Source organism: [Clostridium] aminophilum DSM 10710 (assembly GCF_000711825.1).
In the GTDB taxonomy this organism is placed as follows: domain Bacteria; phylum Bacillota; class Clostridia; order Lachnospirales; family Lachnospiraceae; genus Clostridium_R; species Clostridium_R aminophilum.
Genome location: NZ_JONJ01000004.1, coordinates 166,317 through 184,641, shown reverse-complemented (window position 1 = coordinate 184,641; position 18,325 = coordinate 166,317). Strand labels below are relative to the sequence as shown.

The 18,325-nt window shown below is 49.8% G+C and carries 15 protein-coding genes, 1 tRNA gene, 1 rRNA gene and 1 pseudogene; 6 read left to right on the top strand and 12 right to left on the bottom strand.

Annotated features, from left to right (window positions below; all coding sequences use genetic code 11):
* The 12 genes from BR86_RS0105830 to BR86_RS0105775 all read right to left on the bottom strand — a co-directional run.
* A 16S ribosomal RNA gene (locus tag BR86_RS0105830) occupies positions 1-159 on the bottom strand; the annotation flags it as partial.
* A 323-nt stretch (positions 160-482) separates the two neighbouring features.
* Positions 483-572 (bottom strand) — tRNA-Ser (locus tag BR86_RS0105825).
* Between the two features lie 136 nt (positions 573-708).
* Complete coding sequence (locus tag BR86_RS0105820) at positions 709-1,272, bottom strand: Fe-S-containing hydro-lyase (protein ID WP_038287926.1); 564 nt, start codon at positions 1,270-1,272, stop codon at positions 709-711.
* 88 nt (positions 1,273-1,360) lie between these two features.
* Positions 1,361-2,203 (bottom strand): fumarate hydratase, encoded by an 843-nt coding sequence (locus tag BR86_RS0105815; RefSeq protein ID WP_031472073.1) that lies wholly within the window; start codon positions 2,201-2,203, stop codon positions 1,361-1,363.
* A 103-nt stretch (positions 2,204-2,306) separates the two neighbouring features.
* On the bottom strand, positions 2,307-2,978 hold the full coding sequence (locus tag BR86_RS0105810) for a Crp/Fnr family transcriptional regulator (RefSeq protein WP_031472071.1): 672 nt from the start codon (positions 2,976-2,978) through the stop codon (positions 2,307-2,309).
* A 178-nt stretch (positions 2,979-3,156) separates the two neighbouring features.
* Entirely contained in the window at positions 3,157-5,691 is a 2,535-nt protein-coding gene (gene gyrA, locus BR86_RS0105805; RefSeq protein WP_031472069.1) for a DNA gyrase subunit A, read from the bottom strand.
* A 20-nt stretch (positions 5,692-5,711) separates the two neighbouring features.
* Entirely contained in the window at positions 5,712-7,646 is a 1,935-nt protein-coding gene (gyrB, locus tag BR86_RS0105800) for a DNA topoisomerase (ATP-hydrolyzing) subunit B (RefSeq protein WP_031472067.1), read from the bottom strand.
* Positions 7,643-8,809 carry a DNA replication/repair protein RecF gene (gene recF / locus BR86_RS0105795; RefSeq protein WP_051684616.1) on the bottom strand — a complete coding sequence of 389 codons (1,167 nt, stop codon included), beginning with the start codon at positions 8,807-8,809 and terminating at the stop codon, positions 7,643-7,645. The genes gyrB and recF overlap by 4 nt, the downstream gene beginning before the upstream one ends.
* A 4-nt stretch (positions 8,810-8,813) precedes the next feature.
* On the bottom strand, positions 8,814-9,029 hold the full coding sequence (locus tag BR86_RS0105790; RefSeq protein ID WP_031472063.1) for an RNA-binding S4 domain-containing protein: 216 nt from the start codon (positions 9,027-9,029) through the stop codon (positions 8,814-8,816).
* Between the two features lie 56 nt (positions 9,030-9,085).
* Entirely contained in the window at positions 9,086-10,201 is a 1,116-nt protein-coding gene (gene dnaN, locus BR86_RS0105785) for a DNA polymerase III subunit beta (protein WP_031472061.1), read from the bottom strand.
* Positions 10,202-10,459: 258 nt separating this feature from the next.
* The gene (gene dnaA / locus BR86_RS0105780) at positions 10,460-11,845 is read right to left on the bottom strand and encodes a chromosomal replication initiator protein DnaA (protein WP_031472059.1); all 1,386 of its coding nucleotides are present in this window, start codon (positions 11,843-11,845) and stop codon (positions 10,460-10,462) included.
* A gap of 385 nt (positions 11,846-12,230) precedes the next feature.
* Positions 12,231-13,028, bottom strand: coding sequence for a DnaA/Hda family protein (locus tag BR86_RS0105775; protein WP_031472057.1), 798 nt, complete (start codon positions 13,026-13,028; stop codon positions 12,231-12,233).
* A gap of 430 nt (positions 13,029-13,458) precedes the next feature.
* Between BR86_RS0105775 and rpmH the strand changes: the two genes are divergently transcribed.
* The 6 genes and pseudogenes from rpmH (at position 13,459) to mnmE (ending at position 18,295) form a co-directional block, all read left to right on the top strand.
* On the top strand, positions 13,459-13,596 hold the full coding sequence (gene rpmH, locus BR86_RS0105770) for a 50S ribosomal protein L34 (protein WP_031472055.1): 138 nt from the start codon (positions 13,459-13,461) through the stop codon (positions 13,594-13,596).
* A 144-nt stretch (positions 13,597-13,740) separates the two neighbouring features.
* The gene (gene rnpA / locus BR86_RS0105765) at positions 13,741-14,082 is read left to right on the top strand and encodes a ribonuclease P protein component (RefSeq protein ID WP_031472053.1); all 342 of its coding nucleotides are present in this window, start codon (positions 13,741-13,743) and stop codon (positions 14,080-14,082) included.
* Positions 14,083-14,100: 18 nt separating this feature from the next.
* A complete protein-coding gene (gene yidD, locus BR86_RS15595; RefSeq protein ID WP_075034434.1) occupies positions 14,101-14,313 on the top strand; it encodes a membrane protein insertion efficiency factor YidD in 213 nt (70 codons plus the stop codon).
* A 41-nt stretch (positions 14,314-14,354) separates the two neighbouring features.
* Positions 14,355-15,653 carry a YidC/Oxa1 family membrane protein insertase gene (locus BR86_RS0105760; protein WP_031472051.1) on the top strand — a complete coding sequence of 433 codons (1,299 nt, stop codon included), beginning with the start codon at positions 14,355-14,357 and terminating at the stop codon, positions 15,651-15,653.
* A gap of 15 nt (positions 15,654-15,668) precedes the next feature.
* Positions 15,669-16,514 (top strand): annotated as a pseudogene (gene jag, locus BR86_RS0105755) (RNA-binding cell elongation regulator Jag/EloR); the annotation flags it as partial.
* Between the two features lie 401 nt (positions 16,515-16,915).
* The gene (gene mnmE, locus BR86_RS0105750) at positions 16,916-18,295 is read left to right on the top strand and encodes a tRNA uridine-5-carboxymethylaminomethyl(34) synthesis GTPase MnmE (RefSeq protein WP_031472047.1); all 1,380 of its coding nucleotides are present in this window, start codon (positions 16,916-16,918) and stop codon (positions 18,293-18,295) included.
* The last annotated feature ends 30 nt before the right edge of the window (positions 18,296-18,325 follow it).

Sequence of the window (18,325 nt, the reverse complement as noted above, 5' to 3'; positions counted from 1 at the left end):
CCCCCGGTACAGGGCAGGTTACCCACGTGTTACTCACCCGTCCGCCACTAAAATTACAAAATTCCATCCGAAAACTTCCTTCTGTAATTTCCGTTCGACTTGCATGTGTTAGGCACGCCGCCAGCGTTCATCCTGAGCCAGGATCGAACTCTCTCGTTAAAAGTTTGATCCGGTTTAGACTTAAGCTTGGCTTATTCTTAACCGTTATTACTGTTTAAGGTTTTGTTCTTGAAAATCTCTCGAACTTCAGGCCTCTACCTTATCGGCCTTTGTTCTTGGAATTTTCAGGGTTTTATATACTGTTCAGTTTTCAATGTTCTTTGTTGTTGCCTCTCGGCGACAGCTCATTCATAATACCAAAGCTTTTGTCGTTTGTCAACAACTTTTTTCTTTTTATTTTTGAAAGCCGTTTTTGCTCTCAATCTCCGCATTGTTTCAGACCGGAATCGGGCCGAATTGCATTTTGGGAGAAAAAAAGAAAGCGGAGAAAGAGGGATTTGAACCCTCGCGCCGGTTTTACCCGACCTACACCCTTAGCAGGGGCGCCTCTTCGGCCTCTTGAGTATTTCTCCGAACTTCTGAATGAATATTCAGTTGTTCTCTGGCATTCCGCCAAAGCAAAATCATTATATCCGATGCCTTATGGTGTGTCAACTGCTTTCTGTATTTTTTTCGGGCAGAATGCATAAACCATTCTGCCCGAATCATTTACATTTCTTCTCTGCAATACTCTTTTACCGCTGTCTCATAGAGATTACCGCCCTCACAGTCCGCAACCACAATACACGGAAAATCTTCCACGGTAAGTTTCCGGATGGCCTCAGTACCCAGATCATCATAGGCGATCACCTCCGAAGCACGGATGCATTTGGAGAGCAGCGCGCCTGCTCCTCCGATTGCCGCAAAGTATACGGCCTGATTCCGTTTGACCGCGTCCATTACTTCCTTGCTGCGCTTTCCCTTGCCGATCATGGCTGCCTGACCGAGATCCAGAAGACGGGGCGCATATTTGTCCATTCGGGTAGCCGTTGTCGGTCCTGCTGAACCGATCGGCCGCCCTTCTCTGGCCGGAGACGGACCCATATAATAGATAATCTGCCCGCGGAGATCAAACGGAAGTTTCTCTCCACGGTCCAGTGTTTCGATCATTCTTTTATGTGCTGCATCCCTTGCAGTATAGATGGTGCCTGTGATTTTTACAAAATCCCCTGCACGGAGAGATGCCGCCGTCTTTTTATCGAACGGTGCTTTAATTCTGATGTCATTTTCCATCTTCTTCCTCCTCCGGTGATCCGTTCACCGGATTTCCTTTCTCCCGGCCCGTCACCGGGACTGTACACAGTTCTGCTTTTCCGAATGCTCAGATAACACGGTGCGCATGGCGATTGACATGACAGCAGATATTGACTCCGACCGGAAGCCCGGCAATATGCGTCGGGTAGGTCTCTGCATTGACCGCCAGTGCCGTCACGGTTCCGCCCAGTCCCGCCGGACCGATTCCCATCCGGTTGATCCGTTCCAGAAGTTCTTTTTCCATCTCACGCACATACGGTACCGGCGATTCTTCGTTCAGGTCTCTGGTGAGGGCATGCTTGGCCATCTCGGCACATTTTTCGAAATCGCCTCCGATTCCGACGCCGACCACCATCGGCGGGCAGGCATTCGGTCCCGCGTCTCTTACTGCTGTCAGAACAGCCTCTTTTACCCCTTCCAGGCCATCTGCCGGTTTCAGCATAAATACGCGGCTCATATTCTCGCTTCCGAATCCCTTTGGCGCAACGGTGATGTCCACCTGTTCGCCCGGAACAATCTCACAGTGAATGATTGCCGGCGTATTGTCTTTGGTATTCACCCGTTCAATCGGATCGGCGACAACCGACTTTCGGAGATACCCATCGGTGTATCCTCTCCGAACGCCCTCATTGACCGCAGCGTAAAGATCGCCTCCCTCAAAATGGACATCCTGACCGATCTTCAGGAAAATGACGGCCATGCCGGTATCCTGACAGATCGGGATCATATCATTTTTTGCAATCTCGAGATTCTCTTCCAACTGCGAAAAAATCTTTTTCCCGATTGGTGACTGTTCCGCGGAAGCCGCCTTTGCAAAACAGGCTCTCATATCGCCGGAAAGTTCGTAATTTGCCTCGATACACATCTCTTTAATCTGATCTGTGATCTCGGAAACCTGGATGTTTCTCATCGTCTCCTGTTGCCTCCCTGTCTGTTTTTCTTTCCTGTTTTTTGTTTCTTCTGTGTTGTTCCGGAAACATTTTCCGGAACATTATGTCCAAAAACGGTTCCGGTTATTCCTGCATATCCAGAGCTTCCGGTCCGGCGAGAAAGATTTTTCTTCCCTCCACGCGAACCAGACCTTCTCGCTGCATATTCATCAGTTCCCGTGAGACAGAGGGTCTGGCCGCGCCGATAAAGTCGGCAAGTTCCTCTCTTCCCGCAGTATAGGGTCTGCTGAAATCCCCGCCGATAGACATGGCGATGGTCTTTGCGATCTTCTGACGAAGCGAAGAACAGGTGACAATCTGCAGTCTCCGGTTCAGATAAAACGCCTTTGACGCCAAAATCGACAGCATGTTTTCGAGAATACGGCTGTTCACCTCTCCCGGTTCCATCAGAACCCGCTCCGGAATCCGGAGAATACGGGAGTCCTTCTGTGCCTCCGCATAATGACCATAGCATGTTTTTCGCATAAACAGAAAGACTTCTCCGAAGATTTCTCCCGGCCGGTCAATGGTTGTCACAATCTGCCTCTTTCCGGAGAGCGTGTTGCTCCCGACGACGATGCTTCCGGAAAGCAGAATCAGAATTCCCTTTGGTTCATCCTCCTCATGGAAAACCAGCTCTCCCTTTTTCAACGACAGAATCCCCGCATCGTTTTTCTCCAGAAACTCCCGGATTAAGGATTCCGGAATGTTCTGAAACAGCGCACATTTTTTCCAAAATGATGTCTGAATTTTCATCTGTTATCCTTACCTATTTCCGTAAAACACGGATTTGCAAGCAAACACTCCAAACTTTGTGTTTCATGTTCTTATCCCGTCACCGGTCCGCCCGTGCAGGCACGGTGATGGTGTTCGTTTTTTTCTACAGGAACAGCTCCCGACGGAAAAACCGCGAGAGCTGCCTGATTATGTCTGATTATTCTTCGTTTTCACGGTCCGTTTCGGAAGCCATTTCCTCTCCGGATTCCTCCTGCGGCTCGATCATATCGTCATCGGTATCATCGCTGGTGCGCACCTTGGCAATTCCGGCAACGGTAATTCCGTTCTCCCGGTCAATATCCATCAGCTTGACACCGGACGTGTTGCGCCCGATGCGGGAAATGCCTTCGACGGTCATCTGAATCAGAATGCCCTCGTTGGTCATCAGCATGATCTCACGGCTGTCATCGACAATTTTCGCGCCGATCAGATTGCCGGTCTTTTCGACAATCTTGTAGCAGAGCACGCCGCGGCCGCCGCGGTTCTGTGCACGGAATTCACTGATCGGCGTCTTCTTGCCGTAACCGTACTCGGATGCAACCAGGAGATCTTCACCCTGACTCTCCAGCTGCATACCGACGATCTGGTCATCCTCATCGATGCGCATGCCGATAACGCCCATGGAGACACGGCCCGTCACGCGGACATCGGTCTCATGGAAGCGGATGCACATACCGTGTTTGCTGACCATAAAGATATCTTCCCGGTCATTGGTCGCCTTGACCTCGATCAGATCATCATCTTCACGAAGTACAATGGCCTGAAGACCGTTCTTGCGGACATTTGCATACTCCGAGACAGCGGTTCTCTTGATGATTCCGCGCTTGGTTGCCATTGTGAGATACTTCTGGTCTTCATCCAGCTCGCCCGCTGCCACAAACGCAGTGACGTATTCTTCCTTCTGGAGCGGAATGAGGTTGATGATCGCGGTTCCTCTTGCGGTTCTTCCCGCCTCCGGAATCTCATACGCCTTGATGCGGTATACGCGTCCCTTGTTGGTAAAGAACATCAGCGGATGCCGGTTCGTCGTCATCAGAAGATCGTCAATGTAGTCATCCTGGATCGTCTGCATGCCGCGGATTCCCTTTCCGCCGCGGTTCTGACTGCGGAAATTATCCGCGGTCATTCTCTTGATATATCCGAGATGGGTCATGGTGACAACCACATCGTCGTCCGGAATCATATCCTCATCCTGAATGTCAAACTCATCATAGCCGATCTCGGTGCGGCGGTCATCGCCGTACTTGTCGGATACTTCCAGAATTTCTTTCTTGATAACACCTAAAAGAACCTTGCGGTCTGCAAGGATTGCGCGCAGTTCTTCGATTCTCTTCATGAGTTCCTGATACTCGGCCAGAAGCTTATCGCGCTCCAGACCGGTCAGAGTGCGCAGACGCATGTCTACGATCGCCTGTGCCTGCTCATCGGTAAACTGGAAGGACGCGATGAGCTGTTCCTTCGCCTCGGCAACATTGGCGCTCGCCCGGATAATGCGAATGACTTCGTCAATGTGATCCAGCGCCTTCAGAAGTCCTTCGAGGATGTGAGCTCTCGCCTCTGCCTTATTCAGGTCGTATCTGGTTCTTCTGGTGACGACATCCTCCTGATGCTTCAGATAGAGCTCCAGCATCTGAAGAAGGTTCATAACCTTCGGCTGATTGTCCACGAGCGCCAGCATGATGACGCCGTAGGTATCCTGCAGCTGCGTATGGCGGAGCAGCTGATTGAGAACGACATTGACATTGACATCTCTTCTCAGCTCGATATTGATCCGCATTCCCTCACGGTTGGATTCATCGCGCAAAAGGGTGATGCCGTCAATTTTTTTCTCATGGACAAGGCTGGCGATCTTCTCGATCAGTCTTGCTTTATTGACCATATACGGAAGTTCCGTCACGATAATCCGGCTCTTTCCGTTCGGCATGGTCTCGATATTGTATACCGCGCGGACACGGATCTTGCCGCGGCCGGTCCGGTAAGCGGATTCAATGCCGCTGCGGCCGAGAATGGTCGCGCCGGTCGGGAAATCCGGTCCCTTGACGATCTCCATGACCTCATCGATCTCCGTGTCGCGGTCTTCCTCGACCTGATTGTCGATGATCCTGACAACTGCGCTGATAACCTCACGCAGGTTGTGCGGCGGAATATTGGTCGCCATTCCGACAGCGATACCGGTTGCACCGTTTACCAGAAGATTCGGGAAACGGGCCGGCAGTACGGTCGGCTCTTTCTCCGTCTCATCGAAGTTCGGCATGAAATTGACGGTGTCTTTTCCGATATCCGCCAGAAGTTCCATGGAAATCTTGGAGAGTCTGGCCTCGGTGTATCGCATCGCCGCTGCGCCGTCGCCGTCCACGGATCCGAAGTTTCCGTGTCCGTCCACCAGCGGATAACGCTCGTTCCATTTCTGCGCCATGTAAACCAGGGCGCCGTAGATGGATGAATCGCCGTGCGGGTGATATTTACCCATGGTGTCGCCGACAATACGGGCGGACTTTCTGTGCGGCTTATCCGGTCCGTTGTTCAGCTCGATCATGGAATAGAGCACTCGCCTCTGAACCGGCTTCAGACCATCCCTTACATCCGGAAGCGCTCTGGAAGCGATAACGCTCATCGCATAATCGATGTAGGACGTCTCCATCGTCTTTTTCAGATCAACTTCCTGAATTTTATCAAAAACATTTGGTTCCATTATGTCCTCCAGTGTACGGCTTAAATATCCAGATTCTTAACGTATTTCGCGTTTGCTTCGATAAACTCACGGCGCGGCTCGACCTGATCGCCCATCAGCGTCGAGAACGTCAGATCTGTCTCACTCTGGTCATCATTGTCCATGTTGACGCGGAGAAGAACACGTCTTTCCGGATCCATGGTCGTCTCCCAGAGCTGCTCGGCATCCATCTCACCGAGTCCCTTGTATCGCTGAACCTTGTTGTTCTGATCGCGGCCGATCTCCTGCATGATGGATTCCAGCTCTTCATCGCTGTATGCGTACCATACGCGCTTGTTCTTCTCGACTTTGTATAACGGCGGCTGTGCCAGATATACATGTCCCTGATGGATCAGTTCCGGCATAAAGCGGTAAATGAAGGTCAGCATCAGTGTTGCGATATGCGCACCGTCGACATCGGCATCGGTCATGATGATGATCTTGTCGTAGCGGAGCTTCGAGATATCGAAATCCTCATGAATACCGGTTCCGAACGCCGTGATCATGGCGCGGATCTCGGCATTGCCGTAAATGCGGTCCAGTCTTGCCTTCTCAACATTCAGAATCTTTCCGCGAAGCGGAAGGATCGCCTGTGTTGCCTTGTTTCGCGCATCTTTTGCGCTTCCGCCCGCGGAGTCTCCCTCGACGATGAAGATTTCGCAGTTTTTCGGATCCTTGTCCGAACAGTCGGCAAGCTTGCCCGGAAGGGCCAGACCGTCCAGTGCGGACTTTCTTCTGGTCATCTCACGCGCTTTCCGCGCCGCCTCTCTCGCTCTGCCGGAAAGAATCGATTTCTCACAGATGATCTTCGCCACATCCGGATTCTGCTCCAGGAAATACGTCAGCTGTTCGGAGACGATCTGATCAACCGCGGAGCGGGCCACGCTGTTGCCGAGCTTCTGCTTGGTCTGTCCCTCAAACTGCGGATCCTCGATCTTGACGGAGATGATCGCCGTCATGCCTTCGCGGATATCCTCGCCCACTAACGCCGGATCGCTGTCCTTTAAAAGCTTATTGGCTCTCGCGTAATCGTTGAAGGTCTTGGTGATTGCGCTCTTAAAACCGCTCAGGTGTGTTCCGCCCTCCGGCGTATTGATGTTATTGACGAACGTGTAAATGTTCTCGGAATAGGAATCGTTGTGCTGAAGCGCCACTTCCACGATTACCTTGTCCCGGATGCCCTCGCAGTAGATGATCGAATCATATAACGGCTGGCTGCTCTTATTCAGGTACTGGACAAATTCCTTGATTCCGCCCTCATAGTGGAATACGGACTCATGTTTTTCCTCGCGGTCATCCGTCAGCGTGATCTTCAGTCCCTTGGTCAGGAAAGCGGTTTCACGGAGTCTGGTCTTCAGAATATTGAAATCATAGACCGTCGTCTCGAAAATGGTTCCGTCCGGTTTAAACGTAACCGTCGTTCCATGGTCTTCCAGCGAACAGGTTCCGAGCTCCTTTAACGGATACATGGTCTTTCCGCGCTCATAGCGCTGACCGTAGCGCTTGCCGTCGCGTCGCACCTCAACTTCGAGCCAGTCGGACAGCGCGTTTACAACCGACGCGCCGACGCCGTGAAGACCGCCGGATACCTTATATCCGCCGCCGCCGAACTTACCGCCGGCGTGAAGGATGGTAAAGACAACCTCTACCGCCGGCTTTCCGGCCTTTTTCTGAATATCGACCGGAATTCCCCGTCCGTTGTCCACGACGGTGATGGAATTGTCCGGATTGATCGTGACGTGAATCTCTGTACAGAATTTGGCGAGAGCCTCATCGACAGAATTGTCTACGATCTCATAAACCAGGTGATGAAGACCGCGGACCGATGTACTTCCGATGTACATTCCCGGTCTTTTTCGGACAGCTTCCAGACCTTCCAGAATCTGGATCTGGTCTGCGCTGTAATCGTCAATCTTTTTTAAATCGTCTGAACTCATCTGTCAGTTTCCTCCTCTGATGCTGCCTTACTGTCAGCCGGATCCGCTTCTTCCGCGTGTCCCCCGGTCACCCGGAAGAGACGGTCAATGTGAAACGAATGGCTTATAAAATCATCTAATCCTGTACATGTGATAAACGTCTGTATCCCCTGCAGAACCCGCAGCAGATTTTCCTGCCGTCCCGAGTCCAGTTCGGAGAGCACGTCATCCAAAAGCAGGATCGGACTGTCGCCGATTCTCCGCTTTACCAGCTCAATTTCTGCCAGTTTCAGGGACAATGCCGCCGTTCGCTGCTGTCCCTGGGAACCGAACCGCCGGATATTGATTGCCTCGCGGTCGGACGGATTTTCTTCCGGCCCGGAAATCGTCGTGACAAAAAATCCAAGATCGTCCCGGTGCGGACCGGTCATCGTCGTCTTCTGACGACGGTCACTCTCCCGTCCGGCGAGGAGCCGTTCGGCAAATTCCGCTTCCTCCGTATCCGGCTGGTAGCGGATGACAAGCTTTTCCTTGTGCCCGGATAAACGAATATGAATATCCTTTAAAATTCCGTTCAGATCCCGGACAAATTCCCTCCTTGCCCGGATCACTTCCGTGCCGTAGCGGACGAGCTGTTCATCCCACATCGGAAGCGTCGCTTCCAGATCCGGATGAACATACAGCTCCTTCAGAAGCTGGTTCCGCTGCTGGAGCACTTTGCTGTAGCTGACCAGGGAGTGAACATACATCCGGTCGAGCTGGCAGAGTTCCATATCGACAAACCGTCTCCGGTCCGCCGGACCGTTTTTCACAATCCCGAGATCTTCCGGTGAGAAAAATACCACATTGATCACACCGAACAGCTCCGAAGCACGCCGGATCGGAATACCTCCGACGGCAATTCCCCTTGAACGCGCCTTTCGAAGATGGATGTCGATCCGCCCGGGAACACCGTCTCTCCGGATCCCCATCCGCAGATGGGATTCCTCCTCGCCGAACCGGATCATTTCCCGCTCCCGGGAAGCCCGGTGTGACTTGGATGTCGCACACATATAAATTGCCTCGAGAACATTGGTCTTTCCCTGCGCGTTATCTCCGTAAAACACATTGATCCCGTCACTGAATTTCAGGTGAAGATCGCTGTAATTCCGGAAATTTTTCAGATCAATCGACTCTATCTTCATGAAATCACTTCACTACTTTCAGTTCCTTGCCGTCAAACGTGATCAGATCCCCCGCCACAATTTTTCTTCCGCGGCGCGTATCGGTCTCTCCGTTGACTTCCACCAGACCGTCCTGAATCACAAACTTTGCATCCACGCCGGATTCCACCCAGCCGGCCGCCTTGATGACCTGGCCCAGCTTGATGAACTCATCACTGGATCTCAGTTTAAAAATCTGCATAAACTCTCCTTTTTTCTTCAAGGCTCAGGCACGAGCCGGATTTTTGCTTCTCCCAATCAGATATCCGCGGAGTTGAAATTAACCGGAAGAATCAGGTAAATGTAGCTTTCCTCCTCGTCCCGGATAAAGCACGGGGACTTGGCATTGATCATGTAAAGGGTCACTTCCTCACTGTCGATGTTCCGCAGCGCATCCATGAAAAAGGTCGGATTGAAGCCGATCATGAGATCGCTTCCCGTCTTCTGAACCGGAAGTTCCGTATTCATGGAACCGTAAGTGGAATTCAGACGGATCTGAAGTTCGCCATCCGTAATGTTGAATACCACCGGCTTTTTGTCGGATTCACGGATCAGGATCGTCGCCTTATCGATCTCCGAAAGGAAGTTCTGGCGGTTGATCGTCACTCTGGTCTCATATTCTCTGGTCAGCATCTGTCCGACGCGGAAATATTCTCCGTCGATGAGTCTCGTCACAACGGTGGTATTTTCAAATTCAAACATGGCATGATTCTGATCGAAATAAATCATGACGTCTTCCGAGATCTCGTCACCGAGAATTCTGGAAATCTCGTTCAGATTTTTTCCCGGAAGAATGGCGGAAACATCGCTGTACTTATCCTTTAAGGTGATATTTCTCATCGCCATACGGTGACCGTCCAGTGAAACAAGACTCAGCTTATCGCCTTCTACGTGAAGGTATTCACCGGTCATCATCTTATTGCTGTCATTCGGAGAGATTGCAAAGATCGTCTGACGGATGATTTCCTTGAGCGTAAACTCGGAAATGCAGATGTAATTTGTCCGCTCAATATGCGGAATGTAGGAATACTCTTCCGGATCCTGACCCTGAATGCGGAAAAGCGACTTTCCGCTGCGGATCTCTGTCACCAGCTTTTCATCCGACTCAATGATGATCTCATCCTCGCCGGAAAGCTTGCGGATGATTTCGGAAAACAGCTTTGCCTCGAGAGCGATTTTTCCATGTTCTTCAATGGTACCTTCCGCGCGGGTCTCGATACCGAACTCGGTATCGTTGCCGGTCAGAAGAATTTCCGATCCGGCTGCATCGATCAGGATGCATTCGAGAATGGTCATGGTTGTTTTGGAAGGAACAGCTTTCGCGGCGATATTGATCGCGCTCATCAGATCGTCCTTTTTGAAGATCAGTTTCATAGCGGTTGATAACTCCTTTCGCGAAAAACGGCAGGTATAACGGATAGGAATAAAAAGATTTTAGTCTTAAAAGCAGTAGGGGCTGTGAATTGGTGGAAAATCCCTCAAAACCCACAAAACTCAATCGGTTGCGCAATTGATAACACGGTGGATAAATATCCCGGATCGCCGGGAATAATCCACAGATGTTCACACGCCGAAATCAGGGGCAAAAATGAGTCCACACTGTCCACAGCCGATACACCGGCCGTTCACATTTTACTGTGTATTAATTTTTTTAATCAGCACGTCGATCGTATTCTTCAGCGATTCATCGGAAGTGATGTCCTGGGCGATCTTTTCCTGACCGTGAAGGATCGTGGTGTGATCGCGTCCGCCGAGGTAGTTGCCGATGGTTTTCAGCGGTGTGGACGTCATCTGGCGGCACAGATACATGACGATCTGGCGCGGAACGACGACCTCACGGCTGCGCTTCTGGGAAATGATGTCGTTCGGGGTGATGCCGTAATGGTCTGCGACCACGTTCAGGATCAGCTCCGGCGTCACTTCGTGCTTCTCGTTCGGGGAAATCAGGTCTTTCAGCGCTTCCTCGGCGAGTTCGACCGTGATTTCCTGCTTGTTCAGCTTGCTGAGAGCGACAACCTTGGTCAGCGCGCCTTCCAGCTGACGGATATTGGACTTGATGTTGTTGGCGATGAACTTGATGACTTCATTATCAATATTGAAGCCGTCCATCTCCTCCTTTTTCCGGAGGATCGCCATTCGGGTCTCATAATCCGGAGACTGGATATCGACGGTGAGGCCCTGCTCGAAACGGGACTTTAGTCTTTCTTCCAGCGTTTCGATCTGTTTCGGCGGTTTATCCGAAGAAATGACGATCTGCTTCTGGGCTTCGTACAGCGCATTGAAGGTATTGAAGAACTCCTCCTGCGTACTGTCTTTTCCGATGATGAACTGGATATCGTCGATCAGCAGAACGTCGTTGTTGCGGTATTTGTTGCGGAACTCCGTGGTGGAGATATTATCCTTGTTCCGGATGGCGTCGATCAGCTCGTTGGTGAACTTCTCACTGGTGACATAGAGCACTTTGGCATCCGGATTGTTTTTCAGAATAAAATGACCGATGGAGTGCATCAGATGCGTTTTTCCGAGTCCCACGCCTCCGTAGATAAACAGCGGATTATACATATTGCCCGGAGATTCCGCGACCGCGAGAGCCGCAGCATGGGCAAAGTTGTTGTTCTTTCCGACGACGAAGGTCTCAAAGGTATACTTCGGGTTCAGGTTGGCATCTTTTACCCGGGCATCCATCTGGGAAGAAGCCGGATCAGGCTTCTTCGTCGCAGGCTTTTCCTCGCCGCCCGCCGGGGACAGCATGTCCTCCGTCACGAACCGGACGGTACAGTGAATATCCGCGACGGTCTCGATGGAGACCGGAAGGGTGATGCTGTATTTCTTCTCCATAAAAGAGAGAAAATGGACATCCGGGCACAGAATCGAGAGAACGTCGGAAGATTCCTCATACGCAACCGGTTTCATCGGCAGCAGCCATGTCTGGACGGAGACCTGACTGATCCCCTGCGTTTCGATCATATGGTCCAGAACATCCTGCCATTTCGAATTGATTTGTTCTAATTTTCCCATGTCTAACTCCTGACAATTTGAAATATACGAAATAAACGCAGGCTCCGGTTTCGGAACTGCGTGGGAGGACACTTACCCAATCTAACGAGTATTCTATCGTACTGTCCACAATTTTTCAATGAGTTTATCCACATTTTGGGGATAAACTGTGGATAAGTTGAGTAAAAAACGGTGGATTAATGGTGGAAACCCGCGAAAATAAATTATTTCTCGAAAGAGTGGATAATGTTAATACATTTCAAAAAAATGTGAATTCTGATGTGAAAAGAGGTGGAAGAATCCACCTCGTGTTATGTTAAGGCTAATAATACAAAAAGCAATGTTGCTATTTTTTAACATTGCTTTTCTCTCGGCTGATCTTTTCTGTTTTCCTTTGGAGCAACTATCAAGAATCTCCGTCGGTATCCGTTGGGGCTGTGTTAAATACATCACTTAGTATAGTCTTTGCTGAATCAAGCGAAACAGTCGGCCTATAAAGTGCCAGATAAGCTACCAAACTCGTTAAAGCACCATCTATCTCGCTCACATTCGATCCTACATTTTCAGAAATATACTCTACAACATCGTCGGATAATAGTATGTCGCGTTCATTCGCTTTCATTCGTATGACATTTTGCCTCATGGAAATGTCTGGAGCCTTGAGTTCCGCAATTAAACCACTGGACAATTGCGTTTTCATATGAGCGCTTACCTTGAGGGTTCTAGGAGGTTTATTTGCAGCAAAGACAAGTTGGTTCCCATCTCCTAAAATGCTGTCAATAGCAGATGAGAGTTCAGAAAGTGCTATCTCTTTTCCTATCAGGAATTGAAGATTATCAATCAAAAGAACGTCTTGTGTCCGATATAAATCCCGAATATCCGCCATGGCCCAAGAAATTCCACTATTTGTTGCAGCAATAATATCGTTATAAAATGATTCTGCCGTAACATACATAATGTTCATATCGGGAAATGATTTAGTAGCGAAATCTTCAATCGCTTTCAAGAGATGAGTTTTCCCCGTTCCGCCTTTTCCATATAAAAAAAGAGGATTATATGCGGTTTTCGGATTCCGCGCTACTATCTTTGACGCTTTAGCAGCTATCATGTTTTCATCAAAAGTGATAAACTTTTCAAAGCTGAAAACAGAGCTATTGAATGATTTATTCTTGTCTTCTAAAATATCCTTTGATTCCTTTAACATTTGTTAGGCCTCCTCTGTCCAATCGTCTTCTACAGGAAGCGGGTGCGTAGAGAGACTATAGCTGTATTTTTTCTCAATTATGTCTATAGCTTTGGTTTTCTTTTTCCATTGTCTGTTTCCTTTCGATTAAAGAATAACAAAAACTATGTGCTAAAAAATGCACATGGTTCAAAAAGGATAAAACTCAATACTACAGGGAGCTAAAATGACAAAGTGCGGGAAGATTAAGTTCTTTATTTAATGATTGACGAATCCGGGTATCTCCTATATAATTGGGAAGATGTTTAATCCGCAATAGAATAGAGAAAATATGTGGATATGACGCGAACACGCCCGGACTGAAGCAGAAATGCGCTTCAGTATATAAGGGGTGCGCGACAGTACGGCCGCCAGGGCCGGCGAAAGAGAAATATAAGGAGGTGTAAAACCCATGAGCAAGATGACATTTCAGCCGAAGAAGAGACAGAGATCCAGAGTCCATGGCTTCAGAGCAAGAATGAAGACTGCAAACGGCAGAAAAGTTCTGGCTGCAAGAAGAGCTAAGGGCAGAGCTTCTCTTACTGTTTAATCAGCAGAAAAAAGGGAATACATACGATAGGTCTGCTATCCCTGCAGGCCGAGCAACAAGAGGCCGCAATGAATCATTGTGGCCTCTTGTTAGTATAAAATGTAAAACAGGGAAAAAACGAAACGGGATAGAAACGGAAGGCACATGAACAGATTTCATTCAATCCGAAAGAACAATGACTTCAAAAAGGTGTACAGGACGGGCAGGTCATACGCAAACCGTCTTCTGGTGATGTATGTCCTTCCGGCCGATCACACGGAATCCAGAATCGGTATCTCCGTAAGCAAAAAAGTAGGTAACAGTGTTGTGCGTCATCACATTACCAGACTTCTTCGTGAAATTTTCCGACTCCGCGAGGATAAGCTCACGAAAGGATTAGACATCGTCGTGGTTGCCAGAGTGGCCGCGAAAGACGCGGATTACAGACAGATTGAGAGTGCATTCGAGCACTTATGCGGACTTCATAACATTTTATCAGAATTGTAAGCCGGGAGTGAAAGGAATATGGTCAGGAAAATCATGCTGGCGGCGATCCGGGGATATCAGCTCTTTATCTCCCCGATGACCGGACCTCACTGCAGATACACACCTACTTGTTCGCAGTATGCTATCGAAGCGATCCAGAAATACGGCGCTTTAAAAGGCGGTTTTCTTGCTTGTAAAAGGATATTGAGGTGTAATCCTTTTTCAAAAGGCGGTTATGATCCGGTCCCATAACAGGTAAAATCTGCCGCAGGCAGATAAAGAGGAGGTTCCCTTTGGAATTATTTGTAGCCACAAAGACAGGATCCATTCTTAGTCCGATTGCGACAATCTTCGGATATATCATGGATTTCCTGTTCAAAATCACCAGCAGCTTTGGAATTTACAACCTTGCACTGTGTATCATCCTGTTCACCGTGATCACAAAGCTGATTCTGTTCCCGCTGACCGTAAAACAGCAGGAATCCTCCAGACTCATGAGTATCATGCAGCCGGAGCTCAAAGAAATCCAGAAGAAATACAAAGGAAAGAAAGATCAGGCTTCCATGCAGAAGCAGCAGGCGGAGATGAATGCCGTCTATGCAAAGTACGGATACAACATGACGGCGGGATGTCTGCCAATGCTGATCCAGCTTCCGATCATCTTTGCTCTTTATCGTGTGATCTACAACATTCCGGCGTATGTTCCGTCCGTAAAGAGCATTTACCAGACCGTAGCGGATTCCCTCGGCGGAACTTCTGCCGCTCAGGCTCTGGTTGATTTTGCGAATAATAACGGATGGGAAAAGCTTCTGACGGGTCTCTCCAACCTTGGTCTGGATGATCCGGAAAAATACGGCAATACGGAAATCAACAATTTTATCATTGATTTCCTTTATAAAATGACGGACACACAGTGGACAGCTCTGAAAGATGCTTTCTCAGGCGCATTTGCATCCGCTGACGTTGCCGAGGCGGCTGCACACATCGGAGAGATGAACACCTTCCTCGGAATCAATCTGGCGGAGGCTCCGTTCCAGGGATTCACCGCCATCAGCCTTGCGTGGCTGATTCCGCTGCTTTCCGGTATTACACAGTACGTTTCCACGAAGCTGATGACAGCCAATCAGCCGAAGGCGGATCCGGATACTCCGGGAGCCGGTATGATGAACCAGATGACGGTAACCATGCCGCTGGTATCGGTATTTATCTGTTTTACACTTCCGTGCGCGATCGGTATCTACTGGGTGGTTCAGGGATTTGTCACTCTGATCCAGCAGATCCTCGTCAATAAGTACATGGAAAAAATTGACATCAATAAGCTGATTGAGAAGAATCTCGAGAAGACAAACCGCAAGAGAGCAAAGCAGGGACTGCCGCTTCTGAATGCAAACAGCAACGTCAAAGTCAGCGCATCCAGAAATGATTTCACGGAAGTTGAGAGACCGTCTCTTGCAAAGAATGCTTCCAAGAAGAATCAGAAGGATTCTTCCGCATATTATCAGAAGGGTGAAGCAAAACCGGGAAGTCTGGCTTCAAAGGCATCCATGGTGAAGAAGTTCAACGAAAAGAACGACGAAAACAAAGCGAAGTAATCAGGAGGCAGAAGCATGGATTTTATTACAGTTACCGCAAAGACGGTAGATGAAGCGGTCAATGAAGCCCTGATCGAGCTTCAGGTCACCAGCGATAAGATCGAATATGAAGTGATTGAAAAGGGAAGCGCCGGTTTCCTCGGTTTCGGTGCTAAGCCGGCAGTCATTCGTGCAAGAAAGAAGCCAGAATCGGACGAAGTGGAGAAAATCGAAAAAGAGATTCTGAAGAGTGTTTCCCCGAAGGCAGTCAATGATGATATTCAGGCAGAAAAGGCTCCGGCAGAGAAAGAGGAGCGGGCAGCATCCCCGAAGCCGATAAAGGAAGAGAAGAAGCCGACGGTTTCTGCTCCGGAAAAGAGAGAGGCCGTATCCGAGGAGAAGGCACCGAAGAGTGAGAAGCCGAGAAAAGCGGCAGATCCGGAGACCGTGATCCGTGATGCCGAAAAGTTCCTGAACGATGTGTTCCATGCGATGGGATTTACCGCAGAGGTGAAAGCGGAATTCCGTGCTGAGGAAAAGGAACTTGCGGTTCTGATCAGCGGCGATGACATGGGCGTTCTCATCGGCAAGAGAGGACAGACACTGGATTCCCTTCAGTATCTGGTAAGCCTTGTGGTAAATAAGAGCGGTCAGGAATACATCCGCATCAAACTTGACACCGAAAACTACCGCGAGAGAAGAAAAGAGACTCTGGAGACACTGGCGAGAAATATTGCCTATAAGGTAAAGCGATCCCGCAGACCGGTATCCCTTGAGCCGATGAATCCGTATGAGAGAAGAATCATTCACTCCGCACTTCAGAATGACCAGTACGTCATGACCAAGAGTGATGGCGAAGATCCGTACCGTCACGTTACCATCTTCCCGAAGCGGAAAGACCACGGCGACGGAGAGCGCGGCGACCGCCGCGACGGCCGTCCGGACAGAGGCGACCGCAGACCGAGAAGAAACGGGAATGGCGGACGCAGCTGGAACAATGCCGGAAGAAGAGGCAGCAGCTTCCGCGGCGGATATTCTCACAATGCCGCGGGCGAAACTCTCGAAAAGGATTCCGTTCCGGCTGAGCAGACCAAAGCGCCGGAGGTAAAAACCGCGCCGGCTGCGCCGGTAAAGAACGCAGAGGAAGAGATTCCGAAGTGGAAGAGAGATATGCAGAAATACGGAAATTCCGTAAAATCCAATTCCTGATCACTTAGACAGGGACAGGAGGCAGGAGCCATGCCGGTCACGGCATGGCTCTTTTCAGAAGGAAGGATAATATCATGCAGACGACACAGACGATCGCTGCCATTGCGACAGCATTGACCAATTCCGGAATCGGAATCATCCGCGTGAGCGGAGAAGACAGCCTGGAGATCATGGATCAGATCTTTCGTCCGGCAAAAAAGGATTTAAAGCTTTCCGAGTGTAAGGGATATACGGTTCATTACGGACATATCGAAGAGAACGGCGAAGTGATCGATGAGGTTCTGGTCATGGTGATGCGGGCACCTCACAGTTATACGACGGAGAATACCGCAGAGATTGACTGCCACGGAGGCGTTCTCGTAATGAAACGGATTCTTCAGGCCGTGCTGAATCACGGGGCAAGGCTGGCAGAACCGGGCGAGTTTACAAAGCGCGCTTTTCTCGGAGGACGGATCGACCTGTCACAGGCGGAAGCGGTCATGGACCTGATTGAGGCAAAAAACGATTACGCGATGGAGAGCTCGATCGCGCAGCTTCGCGGAACACTCTCGGAGAAAATCCGGAAACTCCGCGAAAAAATTCTGTATGAGACCGCATTTATCGAGACGGCGCTCGATGATCCCGAGCACATTTCGCTGGACGGATATCCGGAAAAACTGAGAAGCCGCCTCCTTCCGCTGATTGCGGAGATGAAAGAGGCGGAGAAGAATTTCGGCAGCGGCCGGGTGATCCGGGAGGGGATCAAAACCGTCATTTTAGGAAAACCGAATGTCGGAAAATCCTCTCTGATGAATGCCCTTCTCGGCGAGGAGCGGGCGATCGTTACCGATATCGCGGGAACGACGAGAGATACGCTGGAGGAAAATCTCCGTGTCCGGGGAATCAGCCTCAATATCATTGATACGGCGGGCATCCGTGATACGGACAACACCGTGGAGAAAATCGGCGTGGAGAAGGCAAGAGATCTGGTGGAAAAAGCCGATCTCATCCTTTATCTTATTGACGGATCGAAGGAACTCGACGATAATGACCGGGAGATTATTGAAATGATCCGGGACCGAAAGTGCATTGTGATCCTGAATAAGACGGATCTGGATCTGAAGATCACACAGGAAAGAGCGGAGCAGGAGACCGGACAGTGCGTGATTCCGGTATCGGCAAAGGAGAAGACCGGCATTGAGAAGATCGAAGACCGGATCGAGGAAATGTTCCTCTCCGGAGGAATTGATTTTAATGATGAGGTGGTCATCACGAATGTCCGCCATCAGAATGCGGTCCGTGAGGCGAAAAACAGCCTGGAAATGGTTGTGCGGAGCATCGATGACGGAATGCCGGAAGACTTCTTTACCATTGACCTGATGAATGCCTATGAGCAGCTCGGAACCATTCTCGGAGAAGAGTTGGGAGATGATCTGTCCAATGAGATCTTTGCCCGATTCTGTATGGGAAAATAATCAAAAATTTTTAAATAGACGAATAGAAGA